The following is a 23,206-nucleotide window of genomic DNA, read 5'->3' as shown; positions in this document are numbered from 1 at the left end:
GATCACGGCCACCAGAACGCATTCAGGCTGGCCACGCCCGGCTCGATCGAGGCCTCGCGTGGGAAACCGAGCACAGCCACGCCACCCGGCGGCATGCCACGGTAGTCACTGCTGGTGCCGTCGGTCATCAGCGCCACCAGCTGCTCCAGGCCCGGGTTGTGGCCGACGATCAGCACCCTGTCCAGGTCACGCCGCTCATCCACCAGCGCGGCCAGGGTGCCCGGGGTCGCTTCGTAGATACGGTCTTCCAGGCGCTTTTCGACATAGCCGATGGCCGCCATCACCGCTTCCAGGGTCTCGCGGGTCCGTCGCGAAGGGGAACACAGCACGCAGTCCGGCAGCAGCTTGTTCTCCTTCAGCCACTTGCCGGCGGCTTCGGCTTCGGCGAGCCCCACCGGCGACAACGGCCGGTCGAGATCAGCCTGGCCGGAAACGGCCGGTTCGGCATGGGCGTGACGGAGCAGGATCAGTTCGCGCATTGCGGGATTCCAATAAAGGGGTGGGTACCTACGACTCTTACAGCTTCAACCAGGACAACAGGGGTTCCCAGTCGGCCTGGTGCTCGCGCACCTGGGCGGAGCGGTAATCGAACAGACTGCGGCCCAGGCCGGTCATGACCACGTAGCTCTGGCTGTCGCGCAGCTGCGCGACCACCGGGTACGGCCATTCGGACAGCATCTGCAGCGCCTGCTGCGAGGTCTGGGTCCAGGGCTTGGTGCGGTTCAGCACCAGCCCCACCGGCAGCTTGCGGCTGTGCACGCGCGGGTTCTGGGCCAGGCTGTTGAGGAAGCCGACGATGGCTTCGATGTCCAGCGCCGAGGGCAGCACCGGCACCACCACCGCGTCGGCAGCGTCAAGGAAATGGGGGATATCGTCGGCCAACGCCCCGGCCGGGGCATCGATGATGACGGTTTCGGTGCCGTCGGGCAGTTTCTGCGCCCACTGCTTCTTCCGATACACGTCGATGGGGAGCACCGCGCTTTCCAGCCCGGCACGCCGTTGCGCCCAGCGGGTGCTGGAGCCCTGCGGGTCGGCATCGGCGATCACCGTGGCCTTGCCCTGCAATGCCGCGTACGCGGCCAGGTGGGTGGCGACGGTGGTCTTGCCCACCCCGCCCTTGGAACCGGCCACCAGGATCGTCTTCATGCCAGCCTCGCTTCCGGGTACGTGCCCCGAGCGTACACCGGCGGTGGTGACGGGAGGTAGCACCGCGCTGAACCTGCGGCCATCGCCTTTGCTATCGTGGCGCCCCCGAAGGATCGAACCGGCATGAGCGAACTGCAGGACCTGAGCGCACTGATCCGCGCCAATACCCCCCTGATCGTGATCGAGACCCAGGATGAGGGTCGCATCGTCGAACTGTTCCGGCAGACGCTGATGCACGTCTGGCGGGCCCTGCACCGCTGGTCGATCACCGAGGGCCTGCGCCGCATCGACCTGGACAGCGAGGACCCGGCGGTCGGGCCGCCCGATGCCAGCGCGGCCCTGCAGATGATCCGCCAGGCCGACCAGCGCGGGGTCTACCTGCTGCTCGATTTCCATCCCTACCTGGGCTATGCCAGCCACCAGCGCGCCCTGCGCGACCTGATCCAGCGCCGCCACAGCGAGCCGCACGTGCTGGTGCTGATCGGCGCCAAGGTTGAGCTGCCGGCCGAGCTGGAAGCGCTGGCGGTGCGCTTCAACCCGCGCCTGCCCGATGCCAACGCCCTGTTGAAGATGCTGCGCGAGGAGGCCGATGCCTATGCACGCGAGCATGGTGGTCGTCGGGTTGAAGTCGACAGCGAAGCGGTCAAAAAGATCCTGAAGAACCTGCAGGGCCTGAGCCTGGTCGATGCCCGGCGCATCGCGCGCCAGCTGATCTACGCCGACGGCGCACTGCGCGACGACGACCTGCCGCAGCTGGCGCGGCTGAAGTTCGAGCTGCTCAACCGCAGCGGCCACCTGTTCTTCGAACATGACAGCGCGCGCTTCGGCGACGTGGCCGGAGCGAACCGGCTCAAGCGCTGGATCAACCAGCGCCGGGTCGCATTCATCGCCGGCTCGGCGCCGGCCGGGCTGGACCCGCCGCGCGGCATGCTGTTGCTGGGCGTGCAGGGCTGCGGCAAGTCGATGCTGGCCAAGGCAACCGCCGCCGGCTTCGGCGTGCCGCTGCTGCGCCTGGACGTAGGCGCGCTGTACAACAAGTACCACGGCGAGACCGAAGCCAACCTGCGTCAGGCACTGGCCTCGGCCGAGCAGCTGGCGCCCTGCGTGCTGTGGATGGACGAGATCGAAAAGGGCCTGGCCAGCGGAGGCGAGGACGGCGGCGTGTCACGCCGCGTGCTCGGTTACCTGCTGACCTGGATGGCCGAACGCAAAGCGCCGGTGTTCATCGTCGCCACCGCCAACCAGGTACACGAACTGCCGGCCGAGCTGCTGCGCAAGGGGCGCTTCGACGAGATCTTCTTCGTCGACCTGCCCTCGCCGGAGGTCCGCGTGGAACTGCTGCGGCTGCACCTGGGCCGGCGCCAGCTCAACGCCGATGATTTCGCACTGCCCGCGCTGGCGGCGGCCGCCAATGGTTTTTCCGGCGCCGAGATCGAGCAGGCGATCGTGGCCGGCCTGTATGCGGCACATGCCGAGGGCCGGCCGCTGGACACCGAGCTGCTGATGAACGAGATCCGCGCCACGCGCCCGCTGTCGGTGCTGATGGCCGAGCAGGTGGAAGCACTGCGGGCGTGGGCGTCGGGGCGGACGGTTTCCGCGGACGACTGAGTTTCCAGCGAACGGCGCAGCCCCTCGTGGCGGCTGGTTGACTGTGAACATCAAAAGCCGCGCTTGGCCGGGCGGGATGGATTCGCGGGGGACGCCGTGAACCCACCCCGCCCGGCCTCTGACAATTTCCGAGTGCGTCCGCCACGGAAAAGAAAAAAGAAAAGCAGAATCAAAAGCAAAAGCCAGTTGGTTGGCCGCCTTCTGTAGAGCCGAGCCCACGCTCGGCTGCTCTTCGATCAGATATCGAAAAATCGATTCCGATACAGATTCGTCCACGCATGGCGTGGATCTACCGTGTCGACCAAGGTCGGCACCTACCAACAGCTGCCGGAATCTGTCGAAGGCGGGGCACTGTGGGTTTGCGGGGTGTGAGCCGCATGGATGCGGCGACCAAGCCCCCATGGACGGGTTCACGGCGGCCCCGCAAACCCACAGTGCCCCGCCATCCCGCAGGAAGCCCGCTGTTGCTTCGGCTGTTGCTGTTGCTTCAGCCCTTGCCTCTGCGGGTGCCGGGTGCAACCCGGCCGAACCCCTTCCCTCAGGGCCAGACAGGTGGTGCGGCCGCCCAGGCCTGCTGCACCTCAGCCAGCGTCGCGCGCTCATCCTCACGCCACTGCGGCAGCAGCTGCCCATAGTTGGCCGTGGTATTCCACTGCGACGGCTCGGTACGCACCGCAGCGGCGTACCACTGCACTGCCTCCTGCTTCTGCCCCAGCCGCCACAGCGCCAGCGCGTAGGTCGGTGGCACCCAGCTGGGCTTGGTACGGGCGTTGCCGGCCGATGAAAGCCACTGTTCCAGTGCCGCCTCCACCCTGCCCTGGCGCAACAGATCCCATCCGTAGTTCCAGCGCACGCTGCGGCCACTGCTGCTCTGTGCCGATGCCTCCTTCAAGGCTTCGCCATACAGCTGCTCGGCCAGCTCGCTGCGGCCCTGGGCGCCAGCCACTGACGCCAGCTGCACCGTCGCCTCAACCGCGCGCCGGCCGCGTTCACGCAGCTTGACCAGCTGGGTGACCAGCTCATCGCCCTCGCCCTGTATCGCCACCATCGGCGTGGCGGCCAGGTCGCTGTCGAAGTAGAACTCCTGTGGTGCCGGCAGGGCCGGCGCGGCCCACGCAGTGGCCGCTCCCGAAGCCAGCAGCACGCTGGCCAGGATCTTTCCTGAAACTGACATCCCTTCTCCCCAGGCCGCAAGCGCAGCCTCCCTCTCTCCCCCCGATCCTAACCCCGGCGCCGCCACTGGCGCGAGTGCCGGGGCCTCGCGGCCCCGCTGCTACAATTCGCGCCTTTCCCGCCGCGTGCCTGCACGCGGCCGGTGCCAGCCGATCCTCACCGGGCCAGCCATGACCAGTACCGCGCAACTCACTTCGCCCTCTTCCGCCGACCTGCTCGACCGTGATTACACGCTCGACCACAAGTACACACGCAACGAGGGGCGGATCTACCTGAGTGGCGTGCAGGCGCTGGTACGGCTGCCGTTGATGCAGCGCCTGCGCGACGCCGCCGAAGGCATCGACAGCGCCGGTTTCGTCAGCGGCTACCGCGGCAGCCCACTGGGTGGTTTCGACCTGGAACTGTGGCGCGCGCGCAAGCATCTGGACGCAGCCAAGGTGAAGTTCACCCCCGGCCTCAACGAGGACCTGGGCGCGACCATGGTGTGGGGCACGCAGCAGACCAACCTGTTCCCCGGTGCCAACGTGCAGGGCGTGTTCGGCATGTGGTACGGCAAGGGCCCGGGTGTGGACCGTTGCGGCGACGTGTTCAAGCACGCCAATGCAGCCGGCACCTCGCGTTATGGTGGCGTGCTGGCACTGGCGGCCGACGACCATGCCTGCCGCAGCTCGACCCTGCCGCACGGCAGCGAAGACGAGTTCGTCAGCGCGATGATGCCGGTGCTGAACCCGGCCGGCGTGCAGGACATCCTCGACATGGGCCTGCTCGGCTGGGCAATGAGCCGCTATACCGGGCGCTGGGTCGGCTTCAAGACGATCGCCGAGACGGTGGAATCGTCGGCCTCGGTGGAGGTCGATCCGATGGCGCGCCGCATCGTGCTGCCGGAAGATTTCGAGATGCCGTCGGCTGGCCTCAACATCCGCTGGCCGGACCCGCCGCTGGACCAGGAGATGCGCCTGCACCGCTATGCGGTGAAGGCTGCACAAGCGTTCGCCCGTGCCAACGGCATCGACAAGGTGGTGATGGACGCGCCGCGCGCGCGGCTGGGCATCGTCACCACCGGCAAGAGCTACCTGGACGTGCTGCAGGCGCTGGAGTACCTGGGCCTGGATGAAGCCGCCTGCGCCGACATCGGCATCCGCGTGTACAAGGTCGGCATGACCTGGCCGCTGGAGCCGGAGGGCATCGCGCGCTTCGCGCAGGGCCTGGAAGACATCATCGTGGTGGAGGAGAAGCGTGCCTTCATCGAGCGCCAGATGAAGGAGCAGTTCTTCAACTGGCCGGCCAGCTGGGGCCAGCGCCCGTCCATTGTCGGCAAGTACGACGAGAGCGGTGAGTGGATCCTGCCGTCCACCGGTGAGCTGACGCCGGCCACCATCGCCGGCGTGATCGGCCGCCGCATCCAGAAGTTCTTCAACAACGAGTCGATCGAGCAGCGCCTGCAGTGGATGCAGGAAAAGGAAGCCGAGCTTGCGCTGCCGCGCGCCAGCTTCCCACGCGTACCGCACTACTGCTCGGGCTGCCCGCACAACACCTCCACCCAGGTGCCGGAAGGCTCGCGGGCGCTGGCCGGCATCGGTTGCCATTACATGGTGACCTGGATGGACCGCAGCACCGATACCTTCACCCACATGGGCGGCGAAGGTGTGACCTGGGCCGGGCAGGCGCCGTTCACCGATACGCCCCACGTGTTCCAGAACCTGGGCGACGGCACCTATTTCCACAGCGGCTCGCTGGCGATCCGCCAGGCGGTCGCGGCCGGCGTCAACATCACCTACAAGATCCTCTACAACGATGCGGTGGCGATGACCGGCGGGCAGCCGGTGGACGGCCCGCTGAGCGTGCCGGACATCGCAAAGCAGATGCGTGCCGAGGGCATCCACACCATCGTGGTGCTGTCGGACAACATCGGCAAGTGGACCGGCCAGCGCGAGCACTTCCCCAGCGACGTCGAGTTCCATGATCGCAGCGAACTGGATGCGGTGCAGAAACGCCTGCGCGAAGTGAAGGGCGTTTCGATCCTGATCTACGAACAGACCTGTGCCACCGAAAAGCGCCGTCGCCGCAAGCGCGGCAAGCTGGAAGATCCGCAGAAGCGCGTGCTGATCAATTCGCTGGTCTGCGAAGGCTGCGGTGACTGCGGCAAGAAGAGCTTCTGCGTGTCGGTGCTGCCGAAGGAAACCGAGTTCGGGCGCAAGCGCGAGATCGATCAGTCCAACTGCAACAAGGACTATTCCTGCGTGAATGGTTTCTGCCCGAGCTTCGTCACCGTGCACGGTGGCCAGCCGCGCAAGGGCAGCAAGCGCGATGCCTCCACCCTGCTGGACAACCTGCCGGCACCGACCATCCGCAGCACACTGGAACAACCCTGGAACATCCTGATCACCGGCGTCGGCGGTACCGGCGTGGTGACCATCGGCGCGCTGTTGGGCATGGCCGGCCACCTGGAAGGCAAGGGTGCGACCGTGCTCGACCAGACCGGCCTGGCACAGAAGGGCGGCGCGGTGACCACCCACATCCGCATCGCCCGTCGTCCCGAAGACATCCACGCCGTGCGCATCGCCGCCGGCGAAGCCGACCTGGTGGTGGGCTGTGACATGGTGGTGGTGAACGATTACTGGGCGCTGTCGAAGGTGCGCGCCGGCCGTTCGCAGGTGGTGCTCAATACCTACGAAGCGATGCCCGGCACCTTCACCACCCGCCCGGACATGCAGTTCCCCGCCGCCGACATCGTGGCCGGTGTGCGCGTGGCGCTGGGTGGCGAGGAACCGCTGCTGCTGGATGCCACCCAGCTGGCCACCGCGCTGCTCGGCGATGCGATCGCCGCCAACCTGTTCATCCTCGGCTATGCGTGGCAGCAGGGCCTGGTGCCGCTGTCGTTCGAGTCGCTGATGCGCGCCATCGAACTCAACGGCGCGGCCGTAGCGATGAACCAGCAGGCCTTCGCCTGGGGCCGCCTGGCCGTGGTCGATCCGCAGGCCGTGCAGCAGGCTGCTGGCCTGGTGCGCAACCGCCACACCGATACCGAAACCACCCCAGGGCCGCTGCATCCGCTGCCGCCGGGTGAGTGGGAAGGCAACGAATGGGGTGCCACCGCGGCACCGCGCAATACCGGCGACGAGCGCGAACTGCGTGGCCTGCCCTCGCACGGTGGCGACGTGGCGTTCCTGCCGCTGGACGACGCCCGCCTGTCGCGCTCGCTGGACGAAATGATCGAGCGCCGCGCGGCCTTCCTGGTCGAGTACCAGGACGACGCCTACGCCAACCGCTATCGCAGCCTGGTCGAGCGCGTGCGCGCCGCCGAAGCCGACCGCATCGGCGGTTCCACTGCACTGACCGAGACCGTGGCCCGCTACCTGTTCAAGCTGATGGCCTACAAGGACGAGTACGAAGTGGCCCGCCTGTACACCAGCGGTGACTTCCAGCGCCGCCTGCAGCAGCAGTTCGAGGGCGATTACCAGCTGCGCTTCCACCTGGCACCGCCGCTGTTCGCCAAGAAGGACGAGCAGGGCCGGTTGCTGAAGAAGGAATATGGCCCTTGGATGTTCAAGGCCTTCGGCCTGCTGGCCAAGCTGAAGTTCCTGCGTGGCGGCCGACTTGATGTGTTCGGCCGCACCGAGGAACGCCGCATGGAGCGCAAGCTGATCGGTGACTACGAGGCCACCGTGCAGCTGCTGCTGGACGGCCTGGAAGACGGCCGCCTGGCACTGGCGGTGGAAATCGCCAGCGTGCCCGAGCACATCCGAGGCTTCGGCCACGTCAAGGAAGCGCATTTCGAGCAGGCCAAGGCGCGCGAAGCCGCCCTGCTGGCGCAGTGGCGAAACCCGAAGGCGCTGCATATCGTGCAGGTGGCTTGAGCGCCGCTGACGGCGCAAAAGCAACCTATTGATTGCATACTGAGATAGCAATCGATAGGTTGCCTCCAGCGAAGGAAAGAGATAGGTTGCTTGTCGTAATGCAACCTATCCTTTGCGTACACGCTCGCGTACGGTCACTTTCTCGGGGACTGCCGATATGGACAGGCCGCTGCACACGGTGAGGACACCTCAACAACTGGCACCGCTGATGCGTGCGTTCAGGCGCCAGGCGGGCCTGAGCCAAGCGCAGTTGGCGGCACAGCTCGGCATAAGCCGCCAGGCAGTAGGCGCATTGGAGCGCGACCCGGCATCGGCAAGCTTCGAACGGCTGATGCGGGTCTGGGCAGTGCTGGGTCTGGAAGTCAGATTGCAGCAGCGAAGTCCCCCGGAGACAACGTCAACGTTGGAGTGGTGAGCCATGGGTACGCTGCGGGTCTGGATGAATGGTGTCGAGGTCGCGCTCTGGGATGATGTCCGGAGCGGCTCTTCCCGGCTTTCGTACGTCGACTCGTGGATCAGCTCCGCCCAGTCCCGGCCGTTGTCACTCTCACTGCCCCTGCTCCCGGAGGGCGAGAGCCATCGGGGCAATGTCGTCAACAACTACTTCGACAACCTTCTTCCCGACAACGGTGTCATCCGCAACCGGATCCGCGACAGGTTCTCCACGCGCAGCAGCGACACATTCGATCTTCTCGAAGCCATTGGCCGGGATTGCGTCGGCGCAGCGCAACTGCTGCCGCTTTCGCATACACCGGGGGACATCCAGCAGATTACGTGCGAAGCGTTGGACGAATCAGGCGTCGCTGCGATCCTGCGTCAGGTGACGGCAGGGAACCTGCCTGGCGCACCCACCAGTGATGATGCGTTCCGCATATCCATCGCCGGTGCGCAGGAGAAGACGGGACTTCTGCTGCATGCTGGCCAGTGGTGCATTCCTACCGGCAGTACCCCATCCACCCATATCTTCAAGCTGCCGCTTGGCATTGTGGGCAACATGCGGGCGGACATGCACCAATCCGTCGAGAACGAATGGCTGTGCATGCAGCTGCTTTCCGCCTTTGGAATCCCCGTTGCGAATACGCAGATGGGACGCTTCAAGGACGAACGCGCGCTCATTGTGGAGCGATTCGACCGCCGCCTTTCTGCGGATCGCCGGTGGTGGCTGCGGCTGCCGCAGGAAGACATGTGCCAGGTCTTCGGTCTGCCCGCCGCCAGGAAGTATGAATCCGATGGCGGCCCAGGCATCGTGACCATCATGGATCTGCTTCGACAATCCGAGCATTTCAAGGATCGCGAGACCTTCTTCAAGACGCAGATTCTTTTCTGGATGTTGGCTGCAACCGATGGACATGCCAAGAACTTCAGTGTCTACCTCGAAGCCGATGGACGCTTCCGCCTGACGCCCGTCTACGACGTATTGTCGGTGCATCCCATCCTGGGCAGGGGGCCAAACCAGCTCGACCCGCGGAATGCACAGCTCGCCATGTCCGTCCAGGGCAAGAACCACCACCGGAAGCTGCACCTTGTGCGACGACGCCACTGGAACGAAACCGCACGCGCCTGTGGTGTCGCTGATGGTGCAGAGCCGTGGATCGAAGCGCTGATCGCAGCCGTCGAACCCGCCATCGAGCAGGTCACGCGTCAGCTCCCAAGTGATTTCCCCGTAAACGTGTCCGAACCCATTTTCAACGGGCTGCGCGCTGCAGCGGCACGCCTTTCCAGCATGTCGCCGGACGCCTGATCACCCCAGCCGCCACAGCAGCAACCGGTTGTGGGCCGGCATCGCCACATCACCCAGGCGGGTGAAGCCGTTGTCCGCCGCCAGCGCCTGCACCGCTTCCACATCGCGGATGCCGCTGCGTGGATCACGCGCCTTCAGCCAGGCATCGAACTGCGCGTTGCTGTCGCTGGTGTAGCGACCGCCGTAGTTGAACGGGCCGTACACCGCCAGCAGCGCACCATGCCGCAGCACCGACGGCAGCGCGGCGAACAGCGCCTGCACGTGCTCCCAGCTCATGATGTGCAACGTGTTGGCGCTGAATGCGGCATCGAATGTGCTGCCCTGCGGCAGGCTCAGGCCGGGCGCAGGCGGCAGTTCCACCTGCAGTGCCACCGGCGGCAACAGGTTCAGCAGCGCCGCCTCCGCACGCCAGGCCTCGATGCCGGGCAGATGGTCCGGATGATCGCTGGGCTGCCAGCGCAGCCACGGCCAGCGTTCGGCGAAGAAGGCCGCGTGCTGGCCGGTGCCACTGCCGATCTCCAGCACCCGATGACGGTCGCCCATCCACGGGTCGAGTGCGGTGGCGATGGGTTCGCGGTTGCGCTCGCAGGCTTCTGAATACGGCTTGCTCGACATCAGGGACGGTGTCCAGGCGGGGTCGGCCCCATTGTGCACGAGGGGGTGTTGCTCGGCAGGGCTTGCAGCCCTGCACCTGCTTCAGGCCAGGACAACGTCAACGTCAGAAGCGGGCATTCCGTGGGATGGCGGGGCGGTGTGGGTGGTCAGGACACGCCGTAAACCCATCCATGGGGGCTCGATGGCGCCATCCATGGCGCCAACGGTCCTGCCCACCCACACCGCCCCGCCTCTGACAGATTTCGTGTGCTGTTGGTAGGTGTCGACCGTTGGTCGACACATCTGTCAGATATCAATTTTTAAGACGTGATCCGACCGCGTGCCGACCAACGGTCGGCACCCACCAACAGCTGCAGGTTCCAACAGCTCGCAGGAAAACGTCGAAGGCGGGGGGGGCCCGGTTGCGGGGGCGTGAGCGCCATGGATGGCGCGACCGAGCCTCCATGGACGGATTTACGGCGTCCCCCGCAACCGGACCCACCCCGCCAACCCACGGATGGCCAGCTTTTGACGTTGACCTTGACGTTGCCTTGGCTTGAAGCCTCTGCGGGTGCAGGGCGCAGCCCTGCCGAAACCCTCCCCAACCATGACTGCAGTCACTTGCCCGGAGGCGCCGCGCTGGCGAAAGTCGAGGAGTTGACGTGATCGGCTCGGCCTGTTGCCGGCTGCACGCAAGCGAGAGAGAGAAACGCTGTGCAACGACGTGAGTTCCTGGCTTTTTCCGGTCTGGGCCTGGCGGGCCTGCTGCTGCCGCATTCCCGTGCCATTGCCGCCGAGCAGCTGCTCGCCCCGGTCGACACCGCGCTGCGCAGGCGCCTGGCCGAGGTCGCCCTCGCAGCCGCGCGCGCGGCCAAGGCCAGCTATTGCGACGTCCGCATCGGCCGCTACCTCAACCAGTCGGTCATCACCCGCGAGCACCAGGTCGGCAACGTGACCAACCGCGAATCGTCCGGCGTGGGCGTGCGGGTGATCGTCAACGGTGCCTGGGGCTTTGCCGCTACCCATCAGCAGACCGAGGCCGCCGTACGCGCTGCGGTCGAGCAGGCCACGGCCATCGCCCGTGCCAATGCCAGCATCCAGACCCGGCCGGTGCAACTGGCACCAACGCCGTCGGTGGGTGACGTGCGCTGGCAGACGCCGATCCGCCGCAATGCCATGGAAGTACCGATCCAGGACAAGGTCGAGCTGCTGCTGGCGCTCAACGCCGCCGCGCTGAATGCGGGCGCCGACTACATCAATTCCACGTTGTTCCTGGTCAACGAACAGAAGTACTTCGCTTCCAGCGATGGCTCGTTCATCGACCAGGACATCCACCGCATCTGGCTGCCGTTCACCGCCACCGCCATCGACAAGGCCAGCGGCAAGTTCCGCACCCGTGCCGGGCTGTCCTCGCCGATGGGCATGGGCTACGAGTTCCTCGATGGCGACGCGCGCGGCAAGGTGCAGCTGCCCGGTGGCATCACCGCCTATCGCGATTCCTACGACCCGGTCGAGGACGCCATTGCAGCCGCCCGCCACGCACGCGAGAAACTGAAGGCGCCGTCGGTGAAGCCCGGCAAGTACGACCTGGTGCTGGACCCGTCCAACCTGTTCCTGACCATCCACGAGAACGTCGGCCACCCGCTGGAGCTTGACCGCGTGCTCGGCTACGAAGCCAACTACGCCGGCACCAGCTTCGCCACGCTGGACAAGCGCGATGCAGGCTTCCGCTGGGGCAGTGACATCGTCTCCTTCTTCGCCGACAAGACCCAGCCGGGCAGCCTTGGCGCGGTCGGCTACGACGACGAAGGCGTGAAGACCCAGCGCTGGGATCTGGTGCGCGACGGCATCCTGGTCGACTACCAGGCCACGCGCGATGAGGCCCATATCCTCGGCCGCAATGCCTCGCACGGCTGCAGCTATGCCGACTCCTGGTCCAGCGTGCAGTTCCAGCGCATGGCCAATGTCTCGCTGGCGCCGGGCAGGAAGCCGCTCAGCGTCGAGGACATGATCAAGGACGTGGAGAACGGCATCTACATCCACGGCCGCGGTTCGTACTCGATCGATCAGCAGCGCTACAACGCGCAGTTCGGCGGCCAGCTGTACTACCAGATCAAGGACGGAAAGATCACCGGCATGGTCGAGGATGCGGCCTACCAGATCCGTACGCCGGAATTCTGGAATGCCTGCGCCGCGATCTGCGACGAGCGCGATTTCCGCCTCGGCGGTTCGTTCTTCGACGGCAAGGGCCAGCCCGGCCAGGTCTCGGCGGTCTCGCACGGTTCGTCCACCACCCGCTTCAACGGCATCAACATCATCAACACCGCGCGCAGTCTCGGCGCTTGAGCCACCCATCGTTCGACATGGAGAGCAGCCTTGCAAAGACGTGACTTCCTGGCCCTGACCGGGCTTACCGCGGGCGGGCTGATCGTGCCCTCCTTCTTCGGCAAGGTGATCGCCGCCGAACAGCTGCAGTCCAGCCTCGACCCGGCGTTGAAGAAGCGCCTGGCCGACGCCGCACTGCAGGCTGCGCGCAGCGCCGGCGCCACCTACTGCGACGTGCGCATCGGCCGCTACCTGCGGCAGTTCGTGATCACCCGCGAGGACAAGGTGCAGAACGTAGTGAACACCGAGTCCACCGGTGTGGGCATCCGCGTGATCGTCAACGGGGCCTGGGGCTTCGCCGCCACCAATGCGCTGGGCACCGCCGACGTGGCCAGGGCCGCGCAGCAGGCCGCGGCGATCGCCAAGGCCAATGCCGGCGTGCAGACTGCTCCGGTACAGCTGGCCAAGGCGCCGGGCGTCGGTGAGGTGAGCTGGCGCACGCCGATCCACAAGAATGCGATGGAAGTGCCGATCAAGGACAAGGTCGGCCTGCTGCTGGACGTCAACGCTGCGGCGATGGGCGCTGGTGCCAGCTTCGTCAATTCGATGCTGTTCCTGGTCAACGAACAGAAATACTTCGCCTCCACCGATGGCTCCTACATCGACCAGGACGTACACCGCATCTGGGCGCCGATGACGGTCACCGCCATCGACAAGACCAGCGGCAAGTTCCGCACCCGTTCGGGCCTGTCCTCGCCGATGGGCCTGGGCTACGAGTACCTGGACGGTGCCGCCGCCGGCAAGGTGGTCAGCCCCAATGGCGTGGTCAACTACAGCTCCTCCTACGACATGAAGGAAGACGCCATCGCGGCCGCCAAGCAGGCGCAGGAGAAGCTGAAGGCACCGTCGGTGAAGCCGGGCAAGTACGATCTGGTGCTCGACCCGTCGCACACCTGGCTGACCATCCACGAATCGATCGGCCACCCGCTGGAACTGGACCGCGTGCTCGGTTACGAAGCCAACTACGCCGGCACCAGCTTCGCCACCCTGGACAAGCGCGAACAGCATTTCCAGTACGGCAGCGAGCTGGTCAACATCTTCGCCGACAAGACCCAGCAGGGCAGCCTCGGTGCGGTGGCGTACGACGACGAAGGCGTGAAGTGCAAGCGCTGGGACCTGATCAGCAACGGCAAGCTGGTGGACTACCAGACCATCCGCGACCAGGCCCACATCCTCGGCAAGACCGAGTCCGATGGCTGCTGCTATGCCGACTCGTGGTCCAGCGTGCAGTTCCAGCGCATGGCCAACGTGTCGATGGCGCCGGGCAAGAAGCCGCTGAGCGTGCCCGACCTGATCAAGGACGTGGAGAACGGCATCTACATCATCGGTGACGGCTCGTTCTCGATCGACCAGCAGCGCTACAACGCGCAGTTCGGTGGCCAGCTGTTATACGAGATCAAGAACGGCCAGATCACCCGCATGCTGGAAGACGTGGCCTACCAGATCCGCACACCGGAGTTCTGGAACGCCTGCACCGCCGTGGCCGACGAGCGCGACTACCGCCTGGGCGGTTCGTTCTTCGACGGCAAGGGCCAGCCGGGCCAGGTCTCGGCGGTCTCGCACGGTTCGTCGACCGCACGCTTCAACGGCATCAATGTCATCAACACCGCACGCAGCCTCGGCTGATCGGTCAGGAGCCCTTACACCATGAGTATCTTCACCGAAGCCCAGGCCAAGGCCATCCTCGACAAGGTCATCGCCCTGTCCAAGGCCGATGAGTGCACCGCCGTACTGGCCGGTGCGATCAACGGCAACATCCGTTTCGCGCTGAACAATGTCTCCACCAGCGGCATCGTCGACAACACCGAACTGGCGGTGACCGTCGCCTTCGGCAAGCGCGTCGGCACCGCCTCGATCAACGAGTTCGACGATGCCGCGCTGGAACGCGTGGTACGCCGCGCCGAAGACTTGGCGCGCCTGGCGCCGGAGAACCCGGAGTTCATGCCGGCCATCGGCAAGCAGAGCTATCGCGCCAGCCCGACCTTCAGCGAATCCACTGCAGCGATCGATCCGGCCTTCCGCGCCAAGGTCGCCGCCGATTCGATCGCCCCGTGCCGTGGCCACGGCCTGATCGCCGCCGGCTTCCTCGAAGACGGCCAGGGCTTCCAGGCCACCGCCAACAGCAACGGCAACTTCGCCTACCAGCGCACCACCAACTTCGACTACACCTGCACCGTGCGTACCGAAGACGGCCGCGGTTCGGGCTGGGTCGGCCGCAACCTGAAGGACGCAGCGGACTTCAAGGCCGACCAGGACATCCGCATCGCCATGCGCAAGGCCACCGAGTCGGCCGAAGCCAAGGCGCTCGAGCCCGGCAAGTACACGGTGATCCTGGAACCGGCCGCAGCCGCGGGCCTGATCAGCTTCATGATGAACTTCTTCAGCGCACGCTCGGCCGATGAAGGCCGCAGCTTCCTGTCGAAGAAGGGCGGCGGCAACAAGCTGGGCGAGCAGGTCTACGACCCGCGCGTGACCATGTTCGCCGACCCGTGGCACCCGGACGCACCGGTGCTGCCGTGGGACAACGAGGGCATGCCACGCGAGCGCATCGCCATCATCGAAAACGGCAAGATCGCCAACCTGGACTACTCGCGCTTCTGGGCCCAGAAGCAGGGCAAGACCGCCAAGGCCTCGCCGGGCAACCTGCTGATGAGCGGCGGCGACAAGAGCACCGCCGAGCTGGTGCGCGGCACCCAGAAGGGCATCCTGGTCACCCGTACCTGGTACATCCGCATGGTTGATCCGCAGACCGTGCTGCTGACCGGCCTGACCCGCGACGGCACCTTCTACATCGAGAACGGCCAGATCAAGCACCCGGTGAAGAACTTCCGCTTCAACGAATCGCCGGTGATCATGCTCAACAACATCGAAGAGCTGGGCAAGCCGGTGCGCGTGGCCGGCGATGAATCCAGCTACGTGATGATGATCCCGCCGATGAAGCTGCGCGATTTCACCTTCACCTCGCTGTCCGACGCGGTCTGATGGATCGCCGGGCCTGCCTGTGCTGGTTGGCCGCTGCCGCTTCGGCGGCGGTGCTGCCGGCTTTCGCGCAGGCAGGCCCGCGCAGTTCGCGCTACGACTTCTGGTTCACCCGCCTGCAGTACGACTCCGGCGACTGGGACGTGGACGCGCGCATGCCGTCCAACCTGATCACCTCGCTGATCGACTACACCTCGCTGCGCGTGGATCCGCAGGAACACGTGGTGGCGCTGGCCGATCCGCGCATGCTGGAAGCGCCGTTCTGCTACCTCGCCGGGCACACACTGGTGGAGTTCAATGCCGCCGAGCGGCAGAACTTCGTGCGCTATGTGCGCAACGGCGGCTTCGTCTTCGTCGACGACTGCAACCATGATATCGACGGCCTGTTCGCCACCTCGTTCGAGGCGCAGATGGGTCGCCTGTTTGGACCGAAAGCATTGCAGAAGCTGCCCAACAGCCACGCGCTGTACCGCAGCTTCTTCCGCTTCCCCGACGGGCCACCGGCCACCAGTTTCGAGCTCAATGGCTGGGGCGATGACCTGGTACACGACTACCTGAAAGGCATCGAGGTCGACGGCCGCCTGGGCCTGCTCTACAGCAACAAGGACTACGGCTGCGAGTGGGACTACGACTGGCGCAACAAGCGCTTCCTGGCCGAAGACAACACCCGCTTCGGCGTCAACATCGTGATGTACGCGTTGAACAATTGATAGGACCTGCACGCCCATGACCACCGCTGACCTCGACTCCCTGCTGCCGCGCCTGCACGATCTGCGCGCTGCGCTCGCACGCGCGGTGGTGGGCCAGAACACCGTGGTCGAACAGCTGCTGATCGGCCTGCTGGCCGGCGGCCACTGCCTGCTGGAAGGCGCCCCGGGGCTGGGCAAGACCCTGCTGGTGCGCTCGCTCGGGCAGGCGCTGGAGCTGCAGTTCCGGCGCGTGCAGTTCACCCCCGACCTGATGCCCAGCGACATCCTCGGTACCGAGTTGCTGGAGGAAGATCACGGCACCGGCCATCGCCATTTCCGCTTCCAGCAGGGCCCGATCTTCACCAACCTGCTGCTGGCCGACGAACTCAACCGTACCCCGCCCAAGACCCAGGCCGCGCTGCTGGAAGCGATGCAGGAGCGTACCGTCAGCTACGCAGGCACCACGTATGCACTGCCTGCACCGTTCTTCGTGCTGGCCACGCAGAACCCGATCGAGCAGGCCGGCACCTACCCGCTGCCGGAAGCACAGCTGGATCGTTTCCTGCTGCACGTGCTGGTGGATTACCCGAGCGAGGACGAAGAGCGGCAGATCCTGGAACAGACCACCGGCGGTGCCACCGACGCGGTGCCGAAGGTGATGGATGCCGAAGCGGTGATTGCCCTGCAGGCCGCGGTGCGCCAGGTGCATGTCAGCCCCGATGTGCTGGCCTGGATCACCCGCCTGGTGCGCGCCAGCCGTCCCGGCGAAGGCGCACCGGCGGCAATCAACCAATGGGTGAAATGGGGCGCTGGCCCACGCGCCGGGCAATCGCTGGTGCTGGCGGCGAAAGCACGCGCATTGCTGCAGGGCCGCTTCGCCGCCACCCGTGAGGATGTGCAGGCCTTGGCCGCGCCGGTGATGCGTCATCGCCTGCTGTTGTCGTTCGCCGCCGAGGCCGAGCAGAAGCGTGCCGACGACGTGGTCGCCGCCCTGCTGCAGGCCGTGCCGTTCCCGGGTTGAGCCACGCGTGAACGCTGGTACGTCGTTGACCCTGCCACCCGAACTGCGCGCGCGCCTGCGCCTGCTGCGGTTGCGGCCGCGCCTGGCCAGCGGTGCGAGCGGCATTGGCCAGCACGCCAGCCGCAGCCGTGGTGCCGGCCTGGAGTTCGCCCAGTACCGGGCCTACGAGCCGGGTGACGAACTGCGCCAGATCGACTGGAAGCTGTATGCACGCTCGGACCGCTTCTTCGTGCGCGAATCCGAACGCGAAAGCCCGATCACGGTCTGGCTGCTGCTCGATGCCACCGCCTCGGCCGGCCAGGCAGATCGCGCCGCGCCGGAACGCACGCGCCTGGATCATATGCGCGGCGTTGCCGCCTGCCTGGTCGAGCTGGCCCTGCAGCAAGGCGACCGTTTCGGCCTGCTGGCGATCAATGGCGATGGGCTGCAGCTGGTGCCCGCAGCGAGCGACGCACGCCAACGTGACCGCGTGCACCTTCAACTTCATGCGCTGCAGGCGCGCGGCGGCTGGCCATCGGCGGATCGACTACGCCCGCTGTGGGAACGCGTACGCCCCGGCGACATGCTGCTGGCCATTGGCGATGGCTTTGATGAAGCCGGCATCGTGCTGCTGGAACAACTGGCCAGCGCGCGCCGTGAAGTGGCCCTGCTGCAGATCCTGACTGCCGACGAGCGCGACTTCCCATTCGACGCCGGCCACCGCTTCCGCGACCCGGAGACCGGCGAGGAACTGCTGGGCGATGGCGCGGCGATCCGCAGCGACTACCTGCAGCACTTCGCTGACGCACGAAACGCATTGCAGTCGCGCCTGCAGGCCAGCGGCATCGCCAGCGCCACCGGCTGGCTCGACCAGCCCCTGGACCAACCACTGCAGGCGCTGTTTGGCCGTGGGGGCGGTGCATGACCCTGCTGTTCCCATTGGGTCTGGCCGCGCTCGCCGCAGGGCTGCTGCCGCTGCTGATCCACCTCGCCCGCCGCCATCCGTACACACCGCTGGATTTCGCCGCGCTGCGCTGGCTGCGCGCACAGATCCGGCCACGCCAGCGCATCCGCTTCGATGACTGGCCATTGCTGCTGGTGCGCCTGCTGTTGCTTGCCGCGCTGGCTTTGCTGCTGGCACGGCCTGCGTTGACCGGGCCTGCACCAGCCCCCACTGCGTGGACGGTCGTTGCTCCAGGGCTGGACGCGACCGCTCTGCGCGGCACCGCCGAAGCGGGCAACTGGCATTGGCTGGCGCCGGGCTTCCCGGCCATTGATCAAGTGCCACCTGCGTCCACGGACTCCCTGCCCAGCCTGCTGCGCGAACTGGACGCGCAGCTGCCCGTTGGCACCGCATTGACCGTGCACGTTCCCGATCCCCTGCCCGGCCTGGATGGCGCCCGCCTGCAGCTGTCGCGTGAGGTGCAATGGCACACGCAGCCGATGCCGGTCACTGCGCAACCGCGTGCCGCAACGTCGCCGCGCCTGCGCGTGCACAGCGATGCTTCGGCCGCTGCCCAGCACTGGTTGAATGCACTGCAGCGCGCATGGGGCGTGCAGGCGCCGCTCGCTCCTCTGGTGGCGGATGCCCTGCCCGAACGCGGCGAGGTCGGCGTATGGAGCCGCAACGACGCACTGCCGGCGAACTGGCAGGCCTGGCTGCGCGACGGCGGCAGTGTGCTGATCGCCGCCAAGCCCGCCACGGAAGCCCAGGTCCTGCTGCGCAGCGCCGAAGGCGTGCCGCTGTTGTGGCAGCAACGTGTCGGCCTTGGCCGCCTGCTGTCACTACCGGGTGATTGGGATGCCGCCAGCAACACCGCGCTGCGCGATCCACAGCTGCCGCGTTCCCTGCTGCTGGCCCTGCAGCCGCTGCCGTCACCACGCGTGGGCGATGCAAAGGACCAGGCGCCGCGCCAGGTTGCACTGCCCGCAGCAGCGTCGCCGGTGCGTGAGCCCACGGCGTGGCTTCTGCTGGCAATCGTGCTGCTGTTCGCACTGGAACGCTGGATGGCCAGCAGCGCGCGGCGCAGGGCGATCGCATGAAGACGCTGCAGCATGCCTGGCAACGTGCGCGTCGTCGCCGCGCCGCCATCACCCTGCTGCTGGGCCTACCGTGGGTGCTGGCCGCGACGGCGCTCGCACTGCGGCTGTCCGGTTTCGATATCGCCTGTGTGGTCGCCACGGTCAGCCTGCTCGCCTGCGCGGCCTTCGCCACTGCACGTGCCCGCCAGCTGGACCGCCAGTGGCTGCAGCGCCAACTCGATGGCAGCGGTACGAGCGAAGACAGCGCCGATCTGCTGTTCGCCGATGCCGCCACGCTCAATCCGCTGCAGCAGCGCCAGCGCGTGCATGTGCTGGCTACGCTTGAACGCGCGGTGCCGGAGCTGCGTCCGCGTTGGCCGCACCTGGCGGTGGTGCTGTGCTGGATCGGTGGCTTGGCCGTTGCCCTGCTCGCGTTCGGCTGGCCGCGTTCGAACCCAGACCCGGCAGCCGTTCATTCCGCCACGACCGGCAGCACGGCGTCCGCAGGCCCGCTGCAACTGCAGTCCAGTCGCCTGCGCATCGACGCACCGGCTTACACCGGGCAAGCCACGCTGACGCAGAGCACGCTGGATGCCAAGGTCGCCGCCGACAGCCAGCTGTCGTGGTCGTTGCGCTTCGACCGCGCACCGGCCAAGGCATGGCTGCAGTTCCACGATGGTCGACGGCTGCCGCTGAGCGAGCGCGATGGACAGTGGCAGGCACAGGATGTGGCGCGCACGCCGGTGCTGTACCGGGTGGTGAGCGAACCGGCGCTGGCCGAAACCCGCCTGTACCGGCTGGATGTGGTGGCCGACCGCGCGCCCAGCGTGCGCGTGCTCGAGCCGGCCGCCAGCCTGGTGCTGGGCACGCCCGGGCAACGGCAATGGGCGCTGCGCTTCGAGGCCAGCGACGATTACGGTGTCGCGGCGCAGGCAACGCTGTCGATCACCACCACCCAGGGCAGCGGTGAGAACATCACCTTCGTGAAGCGCAGCGTCACGCTTGCCGGCAGCGGCGAAGCCACCGCGCGGCGTTTCGCCCATACCCTTGATCTTGCTGCGCTGGGCGCACAGCCCGGCAACGATGTCATCGCCCAGCTGGAAGTGCGCGACAACCATGCGCCCACGCCGCAGACCGGGCGCAGCAGCAGCGTGATCCTGCGCCTGCCCAGCACCGAAGTCGCACTCGGTGCAGAGCTGGAAGGCCGCATCAAGAAGACCCTGCCGGCCTACTTCCGCAGCCAGCGGCAGATCATCATCGATGCCGAAGCGCTGATCCGACAGCGCCGCACTCTTGCCGCCGAGGACTTCGTGAAGCGCAGCGATGCGATCGGTGTCGACCAGCGCATCCTGCGCCTGCGCTACGGCCAGTTCCTGGGTGAGGAAAGCGAAGGTGCGCCGAAGCCACCGCCGACCAGCGACCTGCCCACCAGCGATACGCCCGCCGCAGACGACCACGATCACGACGACGATCACGATCACGACCATGACGCCGAGGCTGGCGCGCACGACGCGCATGGCCACGATCACGGCGGCAAGCCAGCCAACGCCGATACGCCGCCGGTGTTCGGCAGCGCCACCGATGTGCTCTCCGAATACGGCCACACCCATGACCACGCCGAAGCTGCGACCCTGCTCGACCCACAGACCCGCGCCACGCTGAAGGCCGCGCTGGACCAGATGTGGTCGGCCGAAGGCGAGCTGCGCCAGGGCCGACCGGAGCAGGCATTGCCCTTCGCCTACAAGGCATTGGGCTTCATCAAGCAGGTGCAGCAGGCCGAGCGCATCTATCTGGCCCGTGTCGGACCGGAGCTGCCACCGATCGATGAAGGCCGCCGCCTCGGCGGTGACCGTGCCGGGCTGGCCAGTCGTGAACTGCCGCTGGCCGCCCGCACCCCGCCGGACCCGGCCATCGTTGAAGCCTGGCAGCGTCTCGGCGACGACACCGGCGCGCCGGATCTGGACGCGCTCGCGACCTGGCAGCAGCGCAACGCGGCCTACCTGCCCGATGCACTCGATCTGGCTGCGGCCATCGAGCAGCTGCGCATCGAGCCCGACTGCAGCGACTGTCGCCAGCGCCTGCGCGCGCAGTTGTGGCGGGCGCTGCAGCGTCCGCTGCCGCAGGCGATGCGGCGCAGTGCCGCCGATGCGATGGGCCAGCGCTACCTCGATGCGCTGGAGGCGCAGCCATGAACGCCTCCGCTGTGAACCTGTGGATTGCGCTGGCACTCGCCCTGATCGTGGTCATCGCCAGCGTGCGCCAGCTGCGTGGAAACACCGCGCACCCTGGCCGCCGGTGGATCGTGATCGCACTGCAGATCATCGTCGCCGCGCTGCTGTATTTCTGCCTGGTGCCGCTCACCCGCCAGCAACCTGCAGGCGGGCTGGTGGTGCTCGGAACCGATGCCGGCAAGGCCGGCGCACTCCCGGGCAGCGAAGGCCCGCTGTTGCTGTTGCCGGAAGCTGCCGATGTGCCCGGCGCACAGCGCGTACCCGACCTGGCCACCGCGCTGCGCCAGCATCCGGCCGCCACGCTGACGCTGGTCGGTGCTGGCCTGGCCGCACGTGACCGTGACGCGCTGCTGCCACCGGATGTACGTTGGCAGGCCACACCGGAGCCGCGCGGCTGGATCGCGCTGCAACCACCGGCCGATGTCGCTCCCGGTGCCCGTTTTGAAGTCCAGGCACAGGCGCGTGGCGCGGCCAAGGCGAAAGCAGAGCTGCTCGACCCGGCCGACGGCGTGGTCGATCGCACGGACGTTGCCGAAGACGGCCGCGTGCAGCTGAGTGGCATCGCCCGCGCCGAGGGCCGCAGCGTGTTCCAGCTGCGCCTGCTCGATGCCGACGGCCATGTGGTGGATAGCGTACCGGTGCCGCAGCAGACCCTGCCGGCCGCACCGCTGCGCCTGCTGGTGCGGGCCAGCGCGCCGGGTCCAGAGCTGAAGTACCTGCGGCGTTGGGCGGCCGATGCCGGCATCCGTGTGCAGGTGCAGGCGGATACCGGGGCCGGACTCAGCGTCGGTGATGGCGCGGTGTCGATCGATGCAGCATCGCTCACGCGCAGCGATCTGCTGCTGCTGGACGAGCGCAGCCTGGCCGCATTGAGTGCAGGCCAGCTGGCCGCCATGCGCCAGGCGCTGCGCGATGGACTGGGCGTGCTGGTACGCAGTGCGGGCGCACCTTCGGCCAGCGCTCGCCAGCGCCTGCAGGATCTTGGTCTACCGGTGCAAGGCGATGGCAGCAGCCACGCCCTCGAACTTCCCGGCGACGGCGACAGCGCGGTCCTCGCCGCACGGCGTGGCCCGCTCGCCGCGGGTACGCTGCCGACCGGCTACGGCGAAGAGGCTGACCGCAGCTCGCACAATGCTCCCCTGCCTGCGCTGGAAGCACTCGCGCTGCAGGCACCGGGCAGCACCGCCCTGCTGCAGGATGGCACGGGCAAGGCTGTCGGTGGCTGGCGCGCTGCCGGCAAGGGCCGCATCGGCCTGCTGCCGCTGACTGACAGCTGGCGCTGGGTACTGGCCGGGCGCGACGATCGCCACGGCGAACTGTGGAGCGGCGTGGTGGCCACCCTGGCACGTGCACAGGGCAGCGCTGATGCGCTGTGGTCACCGCAACCGATCGGCTGGGCAGGCGAACGACAATCGCTGTGCGGTGTGCAGGCGCCGCTGCAGGTCTTCAACAAGCGTGGCGACGATGTACCCCTGATCGTCGATGGCGCGACGTCGACGCTGCACTGCGCCGGCTGGTGGCCCCGTGAGGCAGGCTGGCAGCGCCTGCAGCATGGCGGCAGCGTTGTCTGGCGCTATGTGTTCGATCCGAACGATGCACCGACGCTGCATCGGCAGGCGATGATCGATGCGACCACACGTGCACTGGCTGCCAGCACGCCGGCAGACGCGTCAGTGATGCAACCCGTGTCAGGCCTACGCTGGCCGTGGTGGCTGGCGTTCGTGTTGTGCGCATCGCTGCTGTGGTGGCTGGAACGGCGACGCTGACTCTGGGGTCGGATC

General features: G+C 67.1%; 17 protein-coding genes. 13 read left to right on the top strand and 4 right to left on the bottom strand.

Annotated elements, in window-relative coordinates; genetic code table 11:
* Positions 1-2 precede the first annotated feature (2 nt).
* Together AC0Z6F_RS10965 and AC0Z6F_RS10960 are read right to left on the bottom strand one after the other, a co-directional pair.
* Complete coding sequence (locus tag AC0Z6F_RS10965; RefSeq protein ID WP_004134282.1) at positions 3-479, bottom strand: SixA phosphatase family protein; 477 nt, start codon at positions 477-479, stop codon at positions 3-5.
* Between the two features lie 37 nt (positions 480-516).
* Positions 517-1,146 carry a ParA family protein gene (locus tag AC0Z6F_RS10960; RefSeq protein WP_012509676.1) on the bottom strand — a complete coding sequence of 210 codons (630 nt, stop codon included), beginning with the start codon at positions 1,144-1,146 and terminating at the stop codon, positions 517-519.
* Between the two features lie 123 nt (positions 1,147-1,269).
* Here AC0Z6F_RS10960 and AC0Z6F_RS10955 point away from each other — a divergent pair, with 123 nt between their 5' ends.
* Entirely contained in the window at positions 1,270-2,754 is a 1,485-nt protein-coding gene (locus AC0Z6F_RS10955; protein ID WP_012509675.1) for an AAA family ATPase, read from the top strand.
* A gap of 538 nt (positions 2,755-3,292) precedes the next feature.
* On the opposite strand, the gene AC0Z6F_RS10950 is transcribed toward AC0Z6F_RS10955, so the two are convergent.
* Entirely contained in the window at positions 3,293-3,928 is a 636-nt protein-coding gene (locus AC0Z6F_RS10950) for a tetratricopeptide repeat protein (RefSeq protein ID WP_012509674.1), read from the bottom strand.
* Positions 3,929-4,097: 169 nt separating this feature from the next.
* Between AC0Z6F_RS10950 and AC0Z6F_RS10945 the strand changes: the two genes are divergently transcribed.
* The 3 genes from AC0Z6F_RS10945 (at position 4,098) to AC0Z6F_RS10935 (ending at position 9,525) form a co-directional block, all read left to right on the top strand.
* Entirely contained in the window at positions 4,098-7,784 is a 3,687-nt protein-coding gene (locus AC0Z6F_RS10945; protein ID WP_197585121.1) for an indolepyruvate ferredoxin oxidoreductase family protein, read from the top strand.
* Between the two features lie 157 nt (positions 7,785-7,941).
* Positions 7,942-8,199 (top strand): helix-turn-helix domain-containing protein, encoded by a 258-nt coding sequence (locus AC0Z6F_RS10940; protein ID WP_004134030.1) that lies wholly within the window; start codon positions 7,942-7,944, stop codon positions 8,197-8,199.
* A gap of 3 nt (positions 8,200-8,202) precedes the next feature.
* Complete coding sequence (locus AC0Z6F_RS10935; protein ID WP_485617210.1) at positions 8,203-9,525, top strand: type II toxin-antitoxin system HipA family toxin; 1,323 nt, start codon at positions 8,203-8,205, stop codon at positions 9,523-9,525.
* On the opposite strand, the gene AC0Z6F_RS10930 is transcribed toward AC0Z6F_RS10935, so the two are convergent.
* Positions 9,526-10,140, bottom strand: a complete 615-nt coding sequence (locus AC0Z6F_RS10930; RefSeq protein ID WP_485617209.1) for a DUF938 domain-containing protein — start codon at positions 10,138-10,140, stop codon at positions 9,526-9,528. It abuts the gene before it with no gap.
* 693 nt (positions 10,141-10,833) lie between these two features.
* On the opposite strand from AC0Z6F_RS10930, the gene AC0Z6F_RS10925 reads away from it, so the two are divergent.
* From AC0Z6F_RS10925 to AC0Z6F_RS10885, 9 genes are read left to right on the top strand one after another with little or no spacing between them, the layout of a single operon-like run.
* Entirely contained in the window at positions 10,834-12,465 is a 1,632-nt protein-coding gene (locus tag AC0Z6F_RS10925; RefSeq protein WP_065724052.1) for a TldD/PmbA family protein, read from the top strand.
* A 30-nt stretch (positions 12,466-12,495) separates the two neighbouring features.
* Positions 12,496-14,130 carry a TldD/PmbA family protein gene (locus tag AC0Z6F_RS10920; protein ID WP_485617208.1) on the top strand — a complete coding sequence of 545 codons (1,635 nt, stop codon included), beginning with the start codon at positions 12,496-12,498 and terminating at the stop codon, positions 14,128-14,130.
* 21 nt (positions 14,131-14,151) lie between these two features.
* Positions 14,152-15,486 (top strand): TldD/PmbA family protein, encoded by a 1,335-nt coding sequence (locus AC0Z6F_RS10915; protein ID WP_004134023.1) that lies wholly within the window; start codon positions 14,152-14,154, stop codon positions 15,484-15,486.
* Complete coding sequence (locus AC0Z6F_RS10910) at positions 15,486-16,193, top strand: DUF4159 domain-containing protein (protein WP_485617207.1); 708 nt, start codon at positions 15,486-15,488, stop codon at positions 16,191-16,193. The genes AC0Z6F_RS10915 and AC0Z6F_RS10910 overlap by 1 nt, the downstream gene beginning before the upstream one ends.
* A gap of 16 nt (positions 16,194-16,209) precedes the next feature.
* On the top strand, positions 16,210-17,193 hold the full coding sequence (locus AC0Z6F_RS10905) for an AAA family ATPase (RefSeq protein ID WP_004134018.1): 984 nt from the start codon (positions 16,210-16,212) through the stop codon (positions 17,191-17,193).
* A 7-nt stretch (positions 17,194-17,200) separates the two neighbouring features.
* Positions 17,201-18,097 (top strand): DUF58 domain-containing protein, encoded by an 897-nt coding sequence (locus AC0Z6F_RS10900; protein WP_004134015.1) that lies wholly within the window; start codon positions 17,201-17,203, stop codon positions 18,095-18,097.
* On the top strand, positions 18,094-19,215 hold the full coding sequence (locus tag AC0Z6F_RS10895; protein ID WP_485617206.1) for a BatA domain-containing protein: 1,122 nt from the start codon (positions 18,094-18,096) through the stop codon (positions 19,213-19,215). The genes AC0Z6F_RS10900 and AC0Z6F_RS10895 overlap by 4 nt, the downstream gene beginning before the upstream one ends.
* Entirely contained in the window at positions 19,212-21,386 is a 2,175-nt protein-coding gene (locus tag AC0Z6F_RS10890; protein ID WP_485617205.1) for a hypothetical protein, read from the top strand. The genes AC0Z6F_RS10895 and AC0Z6F_RS10890 overlap by 4 nt, the downstream gene beginning before the upstream one ends.
* Positions 21,383-23,191: a hypothetical protein gene (locus AC0Z6F_RS10885; protein WP_485617204.1), complete on the top strand. Its 1,809-nt coding sequence runs from the start codon at positions 21,383-21,385 to the stop codon at positions 23,189-23,191. Before AC0Z6F_RS10890 ends, AC0Z6F_RS10885 begins: the two co-directional genes overlap by 4 nt.
* Positions 23,192-23,206 lie beyond the last annotated feature (15 nt).

The organism is Stenotrophomonas sp. 1L-E-5-B-C3, from assembly GCF_057292075.1.
Note: the sequence above shows the minus strand (reverse complement) of the source record. Positions and strands in the feature narration are given on the sequence as shown.